General features: G+C 58.5%; 13 protein-coding genes. 4 read left to right on the forward strand and 9 right to left on the reverse strand.

Annotated elements, in window-relative coordinates:
* Positions 1-392 precede the first annotated feature (392 nt).
* Positions 393-3,161, forward strand: coding sequence for a M9 family metallopeptidase (locus JYB84_RS05640; RefSeq protein ID WP_207322452.1), 2,769 nt, complete (start codon positions 393-395; stop codon positions 3,159-3,161).
* A 265-nt stretch (positions 3,162-3,426) separates the two neighbouring features.
* On the opposite strand, the gene JYB84_RS05645 is transcribed toward JYB84_RS05640, so the two are convergent.
* Positions 3,427-4,086: a hypothetical protein gene (locus tag JYB84_RS05645; RefSeq protein WP_207322453.1), complete on the reverse strand. Its 660-nt coding sequence runs from the start codon at positions 4,084-4,086 to the stop codon at positions 3,427-3,429.
* Between the two features lie 724 nt (positions 4,087-4,810).
* On the opposite strand from JYB84_RS05645, the gene JYB84_RS05650 reads away from it, so the two are divergent.
* Entirely contained in the window at positions 4,811-5,773 is a 963-nt protein-coding gene (locus JYB84_RS05650; RefSeq protein ID WP_207322454.1) for an IS1595 family transposase, read from the forward strand.
* Between the two features lie 97 nt (positions 5,774-5,870).
* On the opposite strand, the gene JYB84_RS05655 is transcribed toward JYB84_RS05650, so the two are convergent.
* From JYB84_RS05655 to JYB84_RS05690, 8 genes are all read right to left on the reverse strand, one after another.
* Entirely contained in the window at positions 5,871-6,527 is a 657-nt protein-coding gene (locus tag JYB84_RS05655) for a CoA transferase subunit B (protein ID WP_207322455.1), read from the reverse strand.
* A gap of 11 nt (positions 6,528-6,538) precedes the next feature.
* Positions 6,539-7,240 (reverse strand): CoA transferase subunit A, encoded by a 702-nt coding sequence (locus JYB84_RS05660; protein ID WP_207322456.1) that lies wholly within the window; start codon positions 7,238-7,240, stop codon positions 6,539-6,541.
* Positions 7,241-7,344: 104 nt separating this feature from the next.
* Complete coding sequence (locus tag JYB84_RS05665) at positions 7,345-8,235, reverse strand: hydroxymethylglutaryl-CoA lyase (RefSeq protein WP_207322457.1); 891 nt, start codon at positions 8,233-8,235, stop codon at positions 7,345-7,347.
* 1 nt (position 8,236) lies between these two features.
* Entirely contained in the window at positions 8,237-10,231 is a 1,995-nt protein-coding gene (locus tag JYB84_RS05670; RefSeq protein WP_207322458.1) for an acetyl/propionyl/methylcrotonyl-CoA carboxylase subunit alpha, read from the reverse strand.
* A 23-nt stretch (positions 10,232-10,254) separates the two neighbouring features.
* A complete protein-coding gene (locus tag JYB84_RS05675; RefSeq protein WP_207322459.1) occupies positions 10,255-11,088 on the reverse strand; it encodes an enoyl-CoA hydratase-related protein in 834 nt (277 codons plus the stop codon).
* Between the two features lie 10 nt (positions 11,089-11,098).
* Complete coding sequence (locus tag JYB84_RS05680; protein WP_207322460.1) at positions 11,099-12,706, reverse strand: carboxyl transferase domain-containing protein; 1,608 nt, start codon at positions 12,704-12,706, stop codon at positions 11,099-11,101.
* 146 nt (positions 12,707-12,852) lie between these two features.
* Positions 12,853-14,022, reverse strand: a complete 1,170-nt coding sequence (locus JYB84_RS05685; protein ID WP_207322461.1) for an isovaleryl-CoA dehydrogenase — start codon at positions 14,020-14,022, stop codon at positions 12,853-12,855.
* A 57-nt stretch (positions 14,023-14,079) separates the two neighbouring features.
* The gene (locus tag JYB84_RS05690) at positions 14,080-14,487 is read right to left on the reverse strand and encodes a MerR family transcriptional regulator (RefSeq protein ID WP_207322462.1); all 408 of its coding nucleotides are present in this window, start codon (positions 14,485-14,487) and stop codon (positions 14,080-14,082) included.
* A 365-nt stretch (positions 14,488-14,852) separates the two neighbouring features.
* Between JYB84_RS05690 and JYB84_RS05695 the strand changes: the two genes are divergently transcribed.
* Both JYB84_RS05695 and gndA read left to right on the forward strand, forming a co-directional pair.
* Entirely contained in the window at positions 14,853-16,748 is a 1,896-nt protein-coding gene (locus JYB84_RS05695; protein WP_407696027.1) for a propionyl-CoA synthetase, read from the forward strand.
* A gap of 344 nt (positions 16,749-17,092) precedes the next feature.
* Positions 17,093-18,613, forward strand: a complete 1,521-nt coding sequence (gene gndA / locus JYB84_RS05700) for an NADP-dependent phosphogluconate dehydrogenase (protein ID WP_207322464.1) — start codon at positions 17,093-17,095, stop codon at positions 18,611-18,613.
* The last annotated feature ends 51 nt before the right edge of the window (positions 18,614-18,664 follow it).

The raw sequence follows: 18,664 nt of genomic DNA on the forward strand, positions 1-18,664 counted from the left end.
GAATGCTCCGTATTTTTACTTTTTCTTCCTGGATTGGGATGTTTCGCCGCTCCAGGAGCTGAGGGTGAATGTCTTGCTTGTGCTTAAGACTATGCTCCTTGGCGGCGTTGGAATTGACATTAATCAAGTTGCATTTGAAATGCGTGTTTAAAGAAGAAAATTGCGAGAGAGATCATCTTTTTAGTCAGAAAATCGATGTCGGCCGTGATCCCGGTTTTACTCTCGCTGACGATGGGATCCAGGCCACAAAATTCCATGGTCAAAGTGACAGTGGTGTAGAAAAAGTACACTAAAGAGGGGTGTTTTATATTGTATAAAATATGCTAATTTCGCCAGCGGATGCCGCAGTATCGCTCCAGTCTTCAATAACAAACCTAAAACAGGACTGATCCATGAACAGATTGCGAACCAAATGCGCGCCCCTGACGCTGCTCTGTACCTTGTTGCCTGGCATGGCCATGGCAGACGGACTGAACCCCGGTCATCCGACCCGGGATCAGCTTGCGTCCAAGGCACAGGTGCTGCCGGTTGAGGCCGCACCCAACGCAACAACCACTACCCTGAAACAACAACTCCATTCACACAAACCGACCGATAAGCTGGCAAACAGGCAGCCCGACTCCGGCGCGGCCAGGCAGCCTGCTCAGCAGCAACTGACCACGGCCGCCGGCGCGTGCAGTGCTGCTGAGATAGCGCCGCTTACGGGCACGGCCCTGACCGACGCCCTGTTGGCGGCGGACTTGTCCTGCGTGAACGCCTTTTTCAACGCGGGCACAGATTATGCCCAGGCGCTGTTCAACGAGGCGGACATGGTCAGCGTCAGCAACCGCCTGGCCCAGATGGCACCTGCCTATACCGGTGTCGATGATGGCCACCTGCTGAATCTCATTACCTACCTGCGCGCGGGATACTTTGTGCAGTGGGGGCTGGTGGATGAGGTGGGCACCTATGGCGCGGCACTCGACAGCGCCAGCCTGGCGGCATTGCAGCAGTTTTTTGCCAATCCCCACGCCTTCGATATCAGCTCCGCCAACGGTGATGTCTTGTCCGAGGCGGTGATTTTGATAGACAGCGCCCATCAAATTTCCCACTTCCTCGATGTGGCCGAGCACCTGCTGCAACAGTTTGACAGCAGTTACCTCAACTACGGCTCCATGCGCAGCGCCACCAACGCCGCCTATGGCCTGCTGTACAAGGGCCAGTGGGACAGCAACTATGTCACCACCCTGGAGGCCAGGCTGTCGCTGCTCGATACCCTGGATAACTTCATCAAGGACAACACCTTCCTTATCGACAGCGGCAATGATTACCTGATCAACAACGCCGCCTATGAGCTGGGGCGTATGCTGATGTATCCCGGCGCCATCAAGGACAAGGCCAAACCTATGGTCCAGTCGATTCTGCAGCGCTACAGCATGTCTGGGCAGGGCCGTGGTATCTGGCTTGCGGCCGCGGAAATGGCCGATTACTACGATAATTGCGCCGACTATGGTGTCTGCGGTTATCAGGATCAACTGCAGGCCCAGATCCTCAGCATTCACTACACCTGCTCTCCAACCCTGAAGATCCGTGCCCAGGCCATGAGTACGGTTGAGCTGGCAGATTCCTGTGGCCAGCTGTCGGCCCAGGAAACGGACTTCCATCAGAAGCTGGCCACCGCCGGTGTACCTGTGGCGGACGATCTCAACACGGATCTGGAAGTGGTGGTGTTTGATGATTACAGCAACTACAGCAAGTATGCCGGGGTATTTTTCGGCATAGGCACCAACAACGGTGGTATGTATCTGGAAGGCAATCCGGCGGATCCCGATAACCAGGCGCGATTTATCGCCCACGAGGCCAGCTGGCTGCCTGAGTTTGAGGTGTGGAACCTGCGTCACGAGTATGTGCACTATCTCGACGGCCGCTTCGACATGCACGGGGGCTTCTCCGAGGCCATGATGTACGGCTCGGCCCATGAAGAAAGCACCGTCTGGTGGGTGGAAGGCCTGGCTGAGTATATCTCCCAGGGCGATGACAACCAGAAGGCCATAGACATAGGCCGCGCCAACAACTACGCCCTGAGCACCCTCTTCGGCAACAACTACAGCAGTGGTACCGACAGGGTCTACCGCGGCGGCTACCTGGCGGTGCGTTACATGTTCGAGCGCCATCGCAACGACGTGGATACCATGCTGGGCTTTTTCCGGGCCGGTAACTACGATGCCTACGCCAACCTGATGACAGCCATAGGCAGCAGCTACGACGCCGACTTTGCCCAGTGGCTGGCGGATGTCACCACAGGTATCAGCGACAGGGACGGTGACGGTGTAGCCGACGGCGACGATGCCTTCCCCGATGACGCGACCGAGTGGCTGGATACCGACCATGACGGCATAGGCAACAATGCCGACACCGACGATGACAACGATGGCGTGCTTGACAGTGACGATCTCGACCCGCTGGACCCCAATGTCGGTGGCGCCGGGAGTTGCAACACTGCCGCCTGTGACCCCAATGTCGCGACCATGACGGCGGGCATAGCCAAGCAGGGCATCTCCTCGACTTACGCGGCCTACTTCTCCATCTGGGTTCCTGCCGGCACCAGTACCCTGCGCTTCACCGGCGCTGGTGGCACGGGCAATGCCGATCTGTACGTGGCGGCCGGCCGTTATCCCAGCCGCAGTGATTATGATGCCCGCTCCACCCAGAGTGGCAATAACGAAACTGTGTTCATCAATGCCCCAGCGACAGGTGGCTATTATTATGTGTCCCTGTTCACCGACAGCGGCTTTGCCGACATGACGCTGCTGGCAGAGTTTGATGTGAGCCAAAGTGGCGGCAGCATACCTGCTGATGCGGCCGATCCTGCCCAGCAGACCCTGTACAACGGCATCGCCAAGGCCGGTATAGCCTCTGACAGCGCCCGCTATTACTCCATCTGGGTGCCTGCGGGTGCGACCAACCTGAATATCGCCATCTCAGGTGGTACAGGGGATGCCGATCTGTACGTGCGCTTTGGTGACTGGCCAACGGAGTCCGTCTGGGACGCCAGGCCCTATGTGGGCGGAAATAACGAGACTGTCACTCTGGCTGCGCCACAAACCGGCGGCTATTACTACATCATGCTGAAGGCGTTCCAGCCCTTCAGCGATGTGACCCTGCTGGCGACTCACGACTGAGTCAGCTCGTTCGCTCGGTGAAAAAGCCAATGAAAAAGGCAGGCCAATGGCCTGCCTTTTCCTTCTGCCCGACTCGCTTCTGTTATATACAAGATTGCAAGGTCAACCGCCGACACTTACTCGCCAAAGCCCAGCTGGTGTCCTCACCGGAGCGTTTTTGGCCCTCCGGTAAGGAAACTACCATCTATTTGATAGAGGGAATCATATCAACGCCTGAATTAAGCCGAGCCGCGAAGCGGCTTCGGCTTGAATGAATTGTTAGGCATCACTCCAGACACGCTTTGCAGGCTTCCTCTGTAAACCTAGCGCGACACACATTCTTGCCTGGGTACTGTGCCTCAAGCTTCCGATACCTAGTGCATGTTTCGGCATTCAGGAGTTTTAGTTCTGGGGATTGCATGAGCACAAGACCAGACTTGGAAATGCTGGTTCTCGCGCCATCTGAGTCGATACGAGTCTCGACTTGCTGGTTGCCACCGCGAAGATTCAAGACAGAAACGCCGACTTCATCAGGGCCAGCAATCATATTGGCCTGCATGTTATATTTGGAGTCTAAGGACAGCATTGCGTTGCTCCCCTCATCCATCGTCACATATCCGCCTCGTTCAATGCCTTCCTCGTCGTAGATGATGAATCCCGCTGCCTTTGTGCCCCGCTTTGAAACATGGCCGCCCGCCATGACAGCATCAGGCGCATCCGAAGTCATGCGAGCTCGAACGATTCCATTGGAATCAATGACCGTAATATCCCTGGCGACGATATGATCGAATCTGTTCGTCTTAACCGCCACGGTAGCAACCGCGCTTGAGATTGCTGAAATTGAAATCAATAGGATGATGAGCGCCTTATGTGCGTTCAATTTCCTTTTCATAGATGACTGCTGGCGTTCGAGCTCAGCGAAACGCGCTTCCAAGTCAAGGTGCATGAGATCTCCTGTGATACCTAACATTTGTATAGTGTGCCGGCTCATTTATTTCCGCATGGCAGGCCGGAGGCCTTTCGGCTTCAACTAACGGAATAAATCAGTTCATTCCGTTACCTTACAGGTACATTTTCGCCCTCAGACCAGTGAAAAGCGCGCCGGCACGCTTTGCACTTTTTAACAGCCTGTTATCTGAATTTGATGTTAATTTAAGCAATAGATTTATATAGAAAATAGTCTGGTTAGCTCTATGAAACCTTGCCATGAAATGCATAAAACCGTGCTTGCGCTTTTGCCATTGGCAATAACATTGGGAATTTTTCCTGTACAGAGGAAAACTGGTTGACATTCAGGCAGCACAGGAGTCGGCAAGCGGCATGGCTACCGCAGGACGCCTTTGGTTTTCAATGGCATCTAAGTTATGTAAAACAATATGTTAAGGCTTTCCCTTGGAGGGTTTTATTACCGCTAAGGTGGCGGGGATAATGCGGGGCAAAAAGCGCCTTCCCTGAGTTGTTATCCTTGGCCTGGGCCTTTTTGTTTTCGGCGGTGTGGCAACCGAAACAGCGTGTGAAAGATTACCTAAATATCAGTTGCTTAACAACTGTCGCTTAACAAGTTTTAACTGGCTGAAACAACTGGTTCTGAGCGGATAAAAAAGACTATGTCCAAATTATGTGTTGGAAGGCTAAGCTTGTAGCAGGTCATCAATTTGAGGATTTCCCTCATGGATACTCCTGCCTTTCAGCACCTGTTGTCCCTCTTTTCACAACTCTCTCAGCGCCAGCGGCGTGTTGCTCAGCATGAGCTCACGGCGCCGCATGCCATAGCGTCTTTGAGTACCCAGTTACCGGCTTGCCATGGCTGCCCCCATTGTCAGGCTGATGTTGCTCAGCTGGCACCTTGGGGCTGGAGTCGGGAATTGCGTCGCTACCGTTGCAAGCAGTGTCGGCGCACCAGTACCGTCCTCAGCAAGACCCCCTTGGCCAGATTGCGTAAAGCCCAGTGCTGGGAAGACTATGCTGACGCTCTCATCAAGGGGCTCACCGTCCGTCAGGCCGCCATCTACTGCGGGGTTAGTAAAAACACCGCTTTCCTGTGGCGCCATCGCTTCCTGAAAGCGATGGCCACCCATCAGTCGACACAGGAAGAGGGCATTGTGGAGGTGGATGACACCTTCTTCCTTGAGTCGTTCAAGGGGATGCGGGGATTACCCAGGCCGGCAAGACGCCGGGGTGGCAAAGGGCGAACCCGTGGAACCGGCCCGGATTATATTCCGGTGATGGTGGTACAAGACCGGGCTGGCCACCATGCAGATTTTCAGCTGGAGAAGATGAATGCCAGGGCGGTGGCTGAGGTGTTGAAATCGCTTATTGCCCCGGACGCGGTGTTGTGTAGCGATGGCGCTGGAGTTTATGCCAGTTTCAGCCGATCGCAGGGAATTACGCATCAGGTCGTACACCATCGTCATGGTGAACGTGTGATTGGTGCGTACCACATCCAGCACGTAAACGGATACCACCATCGACTGAAGGCCTGGATGGCGCGGTTCTATGGCGTGGCGACTCGCTATCTGGTGAACTATTTGGGCTGGCGCAGGATGTTGGAACGCTACGGGAAGGGGGTTGATATCAGACATTGCCTGCATGAGGCGCTGGGGCACCCCATGCAACACACAACTGGGACATAGCCATAAAAAAACACCCGCGATTGCGGGTGTTTTCAAAGTGCTTGCAAGCGCCTTATGTGAAAGCGGCCTATATGAAAGCGCTTTATACGAAAGCGCCTTAGAAGGTCATCTCGGGCACGTGCTCGGGCACTATCAGCTTGCCGGCGGTCTTGGCGACGATTTCCTCAACGCTGACGCCGGGGGCGCGTTCCAGCAGGTGGAAGGCGCCGTCCTTGATTTCGATAAAGGCCAGATCGGTCAATACGCGCTTGATGCAGCCAAAGCCGGTCAGCGGCAGTTCACACTTGGGCAGCAGCTTGGAGTTGCCGTACTTATCGGCGTGCATCATGGTGACGATAATGTTGTCGGCACCGGCCACCAGATCCATGGCGCCGCCCATACCCTTGACCAGCTTGCCGGGGATCATCCAGGAGGCGATGGAGCCTTCCACGTCTACCTCGAAGGCGCCCAGCACCGTCAGGTCCACATGACCGCCGCGGATCATGGCAAAGCTCTCGGCGCTGGAGAAGAAGGACGCGCCCTTGACTGCGGTGACCGTTTGCTTGCCGGCGTTGATAAGGTCCGGATCTATGGTGGCTTCGGTGGGGAATTCACCCATGCCCAGCAGGCCGTTTTCCGATTGCAGCATCACCTGCATGCCCTCGGGAATGTAGTTGGCCACCAGGGTCGGGATACCAATGCCGAGGTTGACGTAATAGCCGTCTTTAAGCTCTTTGGCGACGCGCTGGGCCAGTTGTTCTCTTGAAAGTGCCATGGCGTTCTCCCTTATGCCTGCTTCACTGTGCGCTGCTCGATGCGCTTCTCGAAGGTACCCTTGATGATGCGGTGCACATAAATGCCCGGGGTGTGGATGTGGTCGGGATCCAGCTCGCCGGGCTCAACAATTTCTTCCACTTCCACCACTGTGATCTTACCGGCGGTGGCCATCATGGGGTTGAAGTTGGCGGCGGTCTTGCGGAACACCAGGTTGCCCATGGTGTCGGCCTTCCAGGCGCGGATCAGCGCAAAATCGGCGGTCAGGGATTCTTCCAGCACATAGTGACGGCCCTTGATCTCGCGGGTTTCCTTGCCTTCGGCCACCGGGGTGCCGTAACCGGTGGCGGTGAAGAAGGCGGGGATCCCGGCGCCGCCGGCACGGATTTTCTCGGCCAGGGTGCCCTGGGGGGTGAGGATCACGTTCAGTTCGCCGCTCAGCATCTGCTTTTCAAAGGTGGCGTTCTCGCCCACGTAGGAAGCAATCATTGTGCTGATTTGCTTGTTTTGCAGCAGCAGACCCAGGCCGAAATCATCGACGCCGGCGTTGTTGGAGATGGCGGTCAGGCCCTTGACGCCCATTTGCACCATCTTGTTGATCAGGCCCTCGGGAATGCCGCAGAGGCCAAAGCCACCGACCATGATGGTCATGTCATCTGTAAGGCCCGCCAGGGCCTGGTCGTAGCTGTCGACGACCTTGTAGAGTCCTGCCATTGTTGTTTCCTTATATTTGGCTTATCTGGCGGTGGTGCTGTGCCACCACCGCCGCTTATTGATTCTGATTCTTTTGTAAAGCGCTTGCTCAGCTCTGTGCCGTTTTAACCCAAAGCGCGGGCGACCTTGGAGCCGCTGGCTTTGCCCAGCGCCTGGCTGATGGCATTACCGGCCGCCGCAAGGCGCTTGAGATCCACGCCCGTATCTATGCCCATGCCGTGCAGCATGTAGACGAGATCTTCGCTGGCCAGATTACCCGAGGCGCCCTTGGCATAGGGACAGCCGCCGAGACCGGCCACCGAGGTATCAATCACGCTGACACCGGTTTCCAGGCAGGCGAGAATATTCGCCAGCGCCTGACCATAGGTGTCGTGGAAATGCAGCGCCAGCTTGTCCACCGGCACCCTGGCGGCCACGGCCTCGACCATTTTACGGGCCTTAAGCGGCGTGCCAACGCCTATGGTGTCACCGAGGGAGATTTCGTAACAGCCCAGTTTGTACAGAATTTCAGACACCCGCACCACTTCGCTGACGGCAATCTCGCCATCATAGGGGCAACCGAGCACGCAGGACACGTAACCGCGTACCGGCAGATTGTGTGCTTTTGCCTTTTCCATCAGCGGGATAAAGCGCTCGATTGACTCCTCTATGGAGCAGTTGATGTTCTTCTGGCTGAAGCCCTCTGAGGCGGCAGCAAAAATAGCCACTTCGGAGGCGCCGGCGTCAAGGGCCAGTTCCAGGCCCTTGAGATTGGGGGTGAGAGCGCTGTAGCGCACCCCGTCCAGCCTTTGAATGCCTTTCAGTACCTCGGCGGAATCCGCCATCTGTGGCACCCACTTGGGGGACACGAAGCTGGCGGCCTCGATGCGCTTGATACCGGCATGGGCGAGATCCTGCACCAGGGCTATTTTGGCCTCGGTGCTGACGCTTTTCTCATTTTGCAGGCCATCGCGGGGGCCCACTTCAAACAGGCTGACGCTCTTTGGCAGGGCCATATCAAGCCTCCTCGGTGAGTGACAGCAAAAGGCTGCCGTCGCTCACCAGTTCGCCGGGGGCGAAGAAGAACTCGCTCACCACACCGTCGAAGGGCGCTTCGATTGTGTATTCCATCTTCATGGCTTCCATCACCAGCAGGCCCTGACCGGCGCTGACCTGGTCACCGATGGCCACCAGATGGGCCACCACTGTGCCGTTCATCGGTGCCTTGAGCTTGTCCTCACTGCTGGCGGACTCTTCCAGCACCTGGCCCTGGATTTCACGGAAGTGGTAGCTGCCGCTCGGCAGGAACAGGGTCAGGCCATCGGCATCGGCATTGAAGCCCACCTTGCTGCGATGACCGTTGACCTCGGCCAGCAGCTGATCGCCTGAGAGGCTGCCGGATAGCACCAGTTCGCTTTCACCCAAAGGCAGGCGGAAGCTGTCGCCGTCCTGGGTTACCAGGGCGTGGCGGGTCTGATGCTCGTCGTCAATCAGGCTCACAGAATGACTGCGCAGACTGTTGAGACGGAAACCACCGAGACTGGCCCAGGGGCTGTAGGGATCCTGATTGCCTTGTTGCACTACCTGACGACTGGCGCGCAGCAAGAGTTGCAGCAGCACGGCCAGGCTGAAGGCGGTGTCGCTGTCGTCGCGGCTGCCGCCTATCAGCGCCTCACCGTAGCGGCCGATAAAGTCGGTGCTGAAGTCGGCGGAGGCGAAGGCCGGATGCTCGGCGATATTGCTCAGGAATTCGATGTTGTGCTTGAGGCCGCTGATGCGGTAGCTCTCCAGCGCCCCCAGCAGGCGTGACAGTGCCCGCGAGCGGTTTTCATCCCAAACGATAAGCTTGGCAATCATGGGGTCGTAAAAGTTGGAGATCACATCATTTTCACGCACGCCAGAGTCGATGCGCACATGGCGGCTATGCTCGGGTTCGCGCAGGAAGGTGAGCTTGCCGCTGGCGGGCAGGAACTCGTTGTTGGGATCTTCGGCGTAGATGCGCACCTCGAAGGAGTGACCGACAATCTGCACTTCGGATTGATGGAGGGGCAGGGCGCCGCCACTGGCGACGATAAGCTGCCACTTAACCAGATCCTGGCCGGTCACCATCTCGGTCACAGGGTGTTCCACCTGCAAGCGGGTGTTCATCTCCATAAAGTAGAAGCTGCCGTCCTTATCCAAAAGGAACTCAACAGTGCCGGCGCCGACATAATCGATGGCCTTGGCTGCGGCCACGGCGGCCTCACCCATTTGCTTGCGCAGGGCATCGGACAGGCCGGGAGCCGGGGCTTCCTCCACCACCTTCTGGTGGCGGCGCTGAATGGAGCAGTCACGGTCGGACAGGTAAATGGCATTGCCCTGGGTATCGGCAAACACCTGCACTTCCACGTGGCGTGGCTGACGCAGGTAACGCTCCATCAGCAGCTTGTCGTTGCCAAAGCTGGAGGCGGCCTCACGGCGGGCCGAGTCGATATTGGCCTGAATTTCGGCCTCGGACTCGACTATGCGCATGCCCTTGCCGCCGCCACCGTAGGCGGCCTTGATCAGCAGCGGGAAACCGATGGCCTTGGCCTGGGCCACCAGGGTGGCATTGCTTTGGTCATCACCGTGGTAACCGGGCACCAAAGGCACACCGGCCTTTTCCATGATGAGCTTGGCGGCACTCTTGCTGCCCATGGCGTCGATGGCGTCGGAGCCCGGGCCCACAAAGGCGATGCCCTTGGCTTCACACAGGCGGGCAAAGTCGGCGTTTTCCGACAGGAAGCCGTAGCCGGGGTGGATGGCCTGGGCACCGGCCTTGAGGGCGATATCCACTATCAGCTCGCCGCGCAGGTAAGACTGGGCCGGGGCGCTTTCACCCAGGTAGAAGGATTCGTCGGCCATGGCCACATGGCGGGCGTCACGGTCGGCATCGGAATAAACGGCCACGGTCTTGATGCCCATGTCCCTGGCGGTACGGATGATCCGGCAGGCAATTTCACCGCGGTTGGCAATTAACAGCTTGGTAAACATTCAGTTGGCTCCATTCACCGCGATTATCCGCGCGTCTTGTCTTTGTCCGCCACCCACGCCGGGGCACGCTTGTCGAAGAAGGCGTTCAGACCTTCCTGGCCTTCGTCACTGACCCGGATGCGGGCAATGCGCTCGCTGGTGTAATCGCGGGTGTGCTCGTCGATAACGCCGCTCTGCAGGCGGGTCAACAGGGTCTTGCACCAGGCCATACCCTGGGGGCTGTTGGCTTTAAGCAAAGCTATGATGGGCGCGGCGGCAGCCTCGAGATCCTCGGCCAGTTCACTCACCACCTGCAGCTCCAATGCCTTGACGGCATCGAAGCGCTCTGCGGTCAGCATGTAGCGGCGGCTGGCACGGTTGCCCATGGCGCGCACCACATAGGGGCTGATGACGGCGGGAATAAGACCCAGCTTCACCTCGGACAGGCAGAAACTGGCCGCCGGGGTGGCGAGGGCGATATCGCAGCAGCAGATAAGGCCGAGGGCGCCACCGTAGGCAGCACCGCCCACCAGGGCGATGGACGGCTTGGGGAAGCGGTCCAGGGTGTCCATCAGGTTCGCCAGTTCGCGGGCATCCTTGAGGTTGTCCTCAAAGTCCATGGCGGCCTGCTTGCGCATCCAGTTGAGATCGGCACCGGCGGAGAAGTGCTTGCCGGCGCTTTTCAGCACCATCAGGGCGCAGTCGCGCTCGTGGGCAAAGGCGTTGATGGCCTGGGTCATCTCGCTGATCATCAGCTCGTCGAAGGCGTTGTGCACCTCGGGGCGATTGAGGATCAGGTAGCCGACACCGTCTTTGAGTTCGCAGCGTACCGTGCTGAAGGTGGCTGACAGGGCCTCGATGGAAATCAGTTCAGTCATGGCCGTCTCCTTACATGCGGAACACGCCAAAGCGTGTGTCCTCTATGGGGGCGTTGAGGGCGGCCGACAGGGCCAGACCTACCACGTCGCGGGTCTGGGCCGGATCGATAATACCGTCATCCCACAAACGGGCGCTGGCATGGTAGGGGTGACCTTCCTTGTCGTACTGGGCAATGATAGGCGCCTTGAAGGCGGCTTCCTGCTCGGCGGTCATGGTTTCCCCCTTGCGGGCCAGACCGTCCTTGCGCACGGTTGCCAGCACGCCGGCGGCCTGCTCACCACCCATCACGGAAATGCGGGCATTGGGCCACATCCACATCATGGTGGGGTCAAAGGCGCGGCCGCACATGCCGTAGTTACCGGCACCGTAGCTGCCGCCTATGATCACGGTGAACTTGGGCACAGTGGCACAGGACACCGCGGTCACCATCTTGGCGCCGTGCTTGGCTATGCCCTCATGCTCGTACTTCTTGCCCACCATAAAGCCGGTGATGTTTTGCAGGAACAGCAGCGGGATCTTGCGCTGGCAGCAGAGTTCAATGAAATGGGCGCCTTTTTGCGCCGATTCGGAGAACAGGATGCCGTTGTTGGCCACTATGCCGACCGGATAGCCGTGGATGCGGGCAAAACCGCACACCAAAGTGGCACCGTAGTTGGCCTTGAATTCGTCAAAGTCCGAGTCGTCCACGATGCGGGCTATGACTTCCTTGACGTCGAAGGGCTTTTTCAGATCGGTGCCGACTATGCCGTACAGCTCGTTAATGTCGTACTTGGGTGGCTTGACCGGCGACAGCATCAGCTCAATCTGCTTCTTGTGATTGAGGCGTTCCACGGCGCGGCGGGCCAGCTCCAGGGCGTGCTCGTCGTTCTGGGCCAGGTGATCGGCTACACCGCTTATCTTGGTGTGCACATCGCCACCGCCGAGCTCCTCGGCGCTGACCTCTTCACCCGTGGCGGCTTTGACCAGCGGTGGTCCGGCGAGGAAGATGGTGCCCTGTTCGCGCACTATGATGGACTCATCGGCCATGGCGGGCACATAGGCGCCACCCGCGGTACACAGGCCCATCACCACGGCGATTTGGGGGATGCCCTTGGCCGACATGCGTGCCTGGTTGAAGAAGATACGGCCGAAATGGTCACGGTCGGGGAAAACCTCGTCCTGACGTGGCAGGTTGGCACCGCCCGAGTCCACCAGGTAGATGCAGGGCAGGTGGCAGCGCTCGGCAATGGCCTGGGCCCGCAGGTGTTTTTTGACTGTGATGGGGTAGTAGGTACCGCCCTTAACCGTGGCATCGTTACAGATGATCATGCACTCGACGCCGCTGACCCGGCCAATACCGGCAATGATACCGGCGGCGGGCACGTCTTCGTCATAAACGTCGAAGGCGGCGAACTGGCTCAGCTCCAGGAAGGGCGAGCCCGGGTCCAGCAGCTTGTCGACGCGGGCGCGGGGCGCCAGCTTGCCGCGGGACAGGTGACGTTCCATGGCTACGGCACCGCCGCCTTCGGCGATCTTGTGCAGCTTTTGCTGCAGATCTGCCACAAGAAAGGCCATCGCCTGTTGTTTAAGTTTGAATTCATCGCTGCGTGGATTCACGCGGGTACCGAGTTGGCTCACTGTGGGTATCCTTTTCTGGCAACTGACTGTTGGCCTGTGACGCTTCTCTTTGAAAGAGCGGCTGTCGGAGTGTGCAGGCCATGGTCGCTTATACCCGCCGGGCGGCGGGCCATAGCAATCGGGCCCCGCAGGGCCCGTTCCCTCGCTTATTTGGTCTCGTTGAACAGCTCGCGTCCGATCAGCATACGGCGGATCTCCGAGGTGCCGGCGCCGATTTCATACAGCTTGGCGTCGCGCAGCAGGCGGCCGGTGGCGTATTCGTTGACATAACCGTTACCGCCCAGCAGCTGGATGGCGTCCAGGGCCATCTTGGTTGCCAGCTCGGCGCTGTAGAGTATGGCACCGGCGGCGTCTTTACGGGTGGTTTCGCCGCGATCGCAGGCGCGGGCCACGTTGTAGACATAGGCCTTGGCAGCGTTCATGCCGGTGTACATGTCGGCCAGCTTGCCCTGGATCAGTTGGAACTCACCGATTGACTTGCCGAATTGCACCCGCTCGTGCACGTAGGGCAGCACTATGTCCATACAGGCGTTCATAATGCCCAGTGGACCGCCGGACAGCACCACGCGCTCGTAGTCCAGGCCGCTCATCAGTACCTTGACGCCCTGGTTCAGGCCGCCGAGGATGTTTTCTTCCGGTACTTCACAGTCTTCAAACACCAGTTCACAGGTGTTGGAGCCGCGCATGCCAAGCTTGTCCAGCTTCTGGGCCTGGGAGAAGCCCTTGAAGCCGCGCTCAACGATAAAGGCGGTGATGCCGTGTGGACCCTTGTCCAGCTCGGTCTTGGCGTAGATCACATAGGTGTGGGCGTCCGGGCCGTTGGTGATCCACATCTTGTTGCCGTTGAGTATGTAGCGATCGCCTTCCTTGCGGGCGTGCAGCTTCATGGACACCACGTCGGAGCCGGCATTGGGCTCGCTCATGGCCAGGGCACCAATGTGCTCACCGCTGATGAGCTTGGGCAGGTACTTGGCCTTCTGGGCCTCGTTGCCGTTTCGGTTGATCTGGTTGACGCACAGGTTGGAGTGAGCGCCGTAGGACAGGCCGATGGAGGCCGAGGCGCGGGAGATTTCTTCCATGGCCACCACGTGGGCCAGGTAGCCCATGTTGACGCCACCGAACTCTTCGCTGACCGTGATGCCCAGCAGGCCCATGTCACCCAGTACGGGCCACAGCTCGTTGGGGAAGGCGTTGTCGTGGTCTACCTTGGCGGCGATGGGCGCAATTTCGGCTTGGGCGAACTGGTACACTGCGTCGCGCAGCATATCCACGTCTTCACCGAGACCAAAATTAAGGCTAGAGTACAGTTGGCTCATGGCTTGTGTCCTGTCTGTGTAGTCGGTTGATTCTGATTATTATTGGTATTTATGGGTTCAGGCCTTGGCCTTGCCACCGTCTTCCAGGGCGGCACGGCATTGGGTTTCGGCCGAGGTCAATTCCATCAGCACCACCTTGATGTCATCCATCTGCTGTTGCAGCGCGGCCTTTTTCTCATCGATGAGATCCAGCATGGTGTGCAACTGGGAGGTGCTGCTCTTGTCGGCGTCGTAGAGTTCAAACAGGCGACGGGTCTCGGCCAGCGAGAAGCCCAGGCGCTTGCCGCGCAGAATAAGCTTGAGTCTGACCCTGTCCTTCAGGCTGTAAATGCGGGTCTGGCCGCGACGTTTGGGTTTCAGCAGACCCTGATCCTCATAAAAGCGGATGCTGCGGGTAGTGATATCAAACTCTTTTGACAGATCACTGATGGAATAACTGGTTTGTTGACTCTGGTTTGCGCTCATCTGGACACCGGTTTCTCTGGTTTTCTTGCAAGATATATGAAGTTTACGTAAAGGTAAAGCAAGTGGTCAAATCCCCTGTGGCACGCTGTCAATAGAGCTTGCCAGTTATTGTCTGTTTACCGGCGCGCCCTCGGTATCTCATCTCTGAAACGGCTGAAAAATAGGCTTTGGTCTAATGGGGTTTTTCGCATCCCGGGACAATAATGGCTTAAAAACTGACAGTGGTAGAAAGCGGCATGAGTGGCCCGCGGCGGCAGTTTGGCTGTCGTTACTGGTTCAGGCACCGCGTTACAGGAGTTCAGACAATGACAGATACACAAGCACAGGCACACACAACAAGTCCAATCCAGGATCCGGCCGAGGCAATGCGGACCGAGGCCAGCGAACAGCCGCAGACGTATTGGCGCGCTGCCGCCGAATTGCTCCATTGGGACAGCTTCCCAACCCAGATCCTCGATGACAGCCGCTCACCGCTGTATTCCTGGTACACAGATGGCGCGTTGAACAGCTGTTATAACGCCATCGATCGCCATGTTGAGGCGGGACGCGGTGAGCAAACCGCCATCCATTACGTCAGCCCGGTCACCGAGACCGCCTACAGCATCAGCTACAACGAGCTGCTCGCTCAGGTAAAACGCCTGGCGGGCTATCTTGTCAGCCAGGGCGTCCAGCGCGGTGACCGGGTGGTTATCTACATGCCCATGGTGCCGGAAACTGCCTATGCCATGCTGGCCTGCGCCCGAATCGGCGCCATACATTCAGTGGTGTTCGGTGGTTTTGCCGCCAATGAGTTGGCCAGCCGCATCAATGACGCCAAACCCGTGATGGTGCTGTCGGCCTCCTGCGGCATCGAGCCCTCCGGCGTTGTGGCCTATAAGCCCTTGCTGGACTCGGCCTTGGCCCAGGCCGGCCACAAGGTGGCCAAGTGCCTTATCCTGCAGCGCCCCCAGTATCAGGCCGAGTTGCAGCCCGGCCGCGATGCCGACTGGCAGCAGGCAATGCAAACTGCGCCCGACGCGGATTGTGTCAGCGTCAAGGCAACAGATCCGCTCTACATTCTTTACACATCAGGGACCACGGGCCAGCCCAAGGGCGTGGTGCGTGACAACGGTGGCCACGCGGTGGCGCTCGCCTGGTCGATGAAACACATTTACGACATCGAGGCCGGTGACATCTTTTGGGCCGCCTCGGACGTGGGCTGGGTTGTGGGCCATTCCTATATTGTCTATGGCCCGCTGCTGGTGGGTGCCACCACTCTGATGTACGAGGGCAAGCCAGTGGGTACCCCGGATGCCGCCGCTTTCTGGCGCACCATAGCCAAATATAAGGTGAAGAGCTTCTTCACCGCGCCGACGGCCATACGTGCCATCAAACGCGAAGATCCCGATGGCCTGCTGCTGCGCGGCGTGGATTTGGGCTGTCTCAAGCAAATGTTTCTTGCCGGTGAGCGCTGCGATCCCGACACCCTGATCTGGGCCCAGCAGCAGCTTGGCAAACCCGTGATAGATCACTGGTGGCAGACAGAAACCGGTTGGCCCGTGGCCTGCAATCTGATGGGGGTGGCCCAGCTGCCAATCAAGCCCGGTTCTCCCGCACGACCTGTGCCCGGCTATCAGGTGCAGGTGCTCGATGAGTCCGGCAAGCAGGTGGCCGCCGGTGATTACGGCAATGTGGTGATCAAGTTGCCGCTGCCGCCCGGTGCCCTGCCGACCCTGTGGCAAAATGACCAGCGTTATATCGATAGCTACCTGTCCATGTATCCCGGCTATTACCTGACCGGTGACGCAGGCTACATGGATGAGGACGGTTATCTGTACATCATGAGCCGCATCGACGATGTGATTAATGTCGCGGGGCACAGACTGTCCACCGGTCGCTTCGAAGAGGTGTTGTGCCAACATCCGGCGGTGGCCGAGGCCGCTGTGATAGGTGTCGAGGATAAACTCAAGGGCCAGGTGCCCCTGGGGCTGGTGGTGCTGAAAAATGGCGTCACTCTGGGCGATGATGAACTCAGGCAACAGCTGGTGGCCCTGGTGCGCAGTGAAATTGGCCCGGTGGCAGCCTTTAGGCTGGTGAGCGCCATCCCCAAGCTGCCCAAGACCCGTTCCGGTAAGATTTTGCGCGCCACCATGCGCAAGATTGCCGACAATCAGGCCTATACGGTTCCTGCCACCATTGAAGATCCCGCCACCCTGGAGCTGGTGCGCCATGTGCTCGGCAAACTGGGTTATGCGGACTCCCAGGTGAAAGAGCACAGGTGAAAGAGCACAGGTGAAAGAGCACAGGTGAAAGAGCACAGCTGATTTTCTCAGTCTTCCTCCTGGTGCCGCCGCCCGAATTCAGTCTAGGGACGGCGGCACTTTTTTATCCCCCGCGCGGCTGCAAACTTGCCGCCAACAACGGCTGTTTTGCCTATTCCTCTGCCGGGTTGTGAGATCCGGCTCCGCTGCTTAGGCTTAAATGTCGGTGTGCATGGCAGCCAATTCAAACGTATGCAAGATAACGGTTTGCTGGTAATTAACTTACATTGGCACGTATAATCGCCGCCAACTATAAAGGTGCCCGTTTGAGCGGGCGCCGTCTCTGTGACCCGTGGAATAGAACAATGCAACAGCACGCAGCTCTCGCAGACATTGGGGTTATCGGCCTCGGTGTCATGGGCAAGAACCTTGCCCTCAACATAGTCGACAATGGTTACCGTGTGGCCGCCTTTGACCTGGACCAGGCCAAGGTTGAGGCCGCTGTTTCCCAGGCCGCCACTGAAGTGCCGGGGCGCGCCCAAGTCCTTGTTGGTTGTAATAATATTACCGAATTGTTGGCAAGTCTCAGCAAGCCCAGGCTGCTGCTCTTGTCGGTGCCCGCCGGCAGTCCGGTGGACGGTGTCTGTGACGCCCTGCTCCAGGCAGGCATAGAGGCCGATGACATAGTCATAGACACGGGCAACAGCCTGTGGACCGACACAGTTGCCCGTGAACGCCACTATCAAGGCAAGCTGGTATTTTTCAGCTCGGCGGTCTCCGGCGGTGAAGTGGGCGCCCGTTTCGGTCCTTCCCTGATGCCGAGCGGCAGCGAGGCCGCCTGGCAACGCCTGGCTCCCATCTGGCGCGCCATCGCCGCCAAGGTGGACCCGCAAACCGGTCTGCCCCTGGTGCGCCTTGAGCCCGGTAACCCGGTGCGTGAAGGTGAGCCCTGCGCCGCCTACATTGGCCCCGCCGGTGCCGGCCACTATGTGAAGATGGTGCATAACGGTATCGAATATGCCGACATGCAGCTCATTTGCGAGGCCTACCAGTTGCTGAGCCAGGTGCTGGGCCTCAGTGCCACCGAAGTGGCCGATATCTTCCAGCGCTGGAACCAGGGCAAGCTCAACAGCTACCTGATGGAAATCAGCGCCGAAGTGCTGCGCCAGCAGGATCCCCTGAGCGGCAAACCCCTGGTGGAAATGATCCTCGACAAGGCGGGCCAGAAGGGCACAGGCCTGTGGACAGCAGTCTCAAGTTTGCAGGTGGGATGCCCGGCGCCAACCATAGCCGAGGCCGTTTATGCCCGCGCCCTGTCGAACCAGAAGCCGCTGCGCCAGACTCTGGCGACCCGCCTCAAGGGTGCTGAGCCCATGGGACAGGTGGAGGCCGAAGCCTTTATCGCGGATCTGGAACAGGCCCTGTATTGCGCCAAGATTTGCTGCTATACCCAGGGCTTCCAGTTGATGGCCATGCACGCCAAAGAGCAGGGCTGGACCCTGGATTTCCGCGCCATCGCCAGCATCTGGCGCGCCGGCTGCATCATACGCGCCACCTTCCTGCAATCCATCATGTCGGCCTTTGAGGCCGAGCCGCAGCTGAGCAATCTGCTGCTGGATGAGCGTTTTGCCTCGGCACTGAACCAGTCGCAGCAGGCCTGGCGCCGCCTGGTGTCCGGTGCCGTGCTCGCCGGGGTACCTGCACCCTGCATCACCTCGGCACTGGCTTATTACGACGGCTACCGCTGTGAAACCCTGCCGGCGAACCTGTTGCAGGGCCAGCGGGATTACTTCGGTGCCCACAGCTTTGAGCGCACCGATACCCCGGCGGGGGAGAAATATCACCTCAACTGGAGCAGCCCCAAGCGTGAGTTGGTAAAACTCTGACGGCAAAAAGGTTGAACAAGAAAAAGGCTTCCCTCGGGGAAGCCTTTTTTG

Source organism: Shewanella cyperi (assembly GCF_017354985.1).
Classification (GTDB): Bacteria; Pseudomonadota; Gammaproteobacteria; order Enterobacterales; family Shewanellaceae; genus Shewanella; species Shewanella cyperi.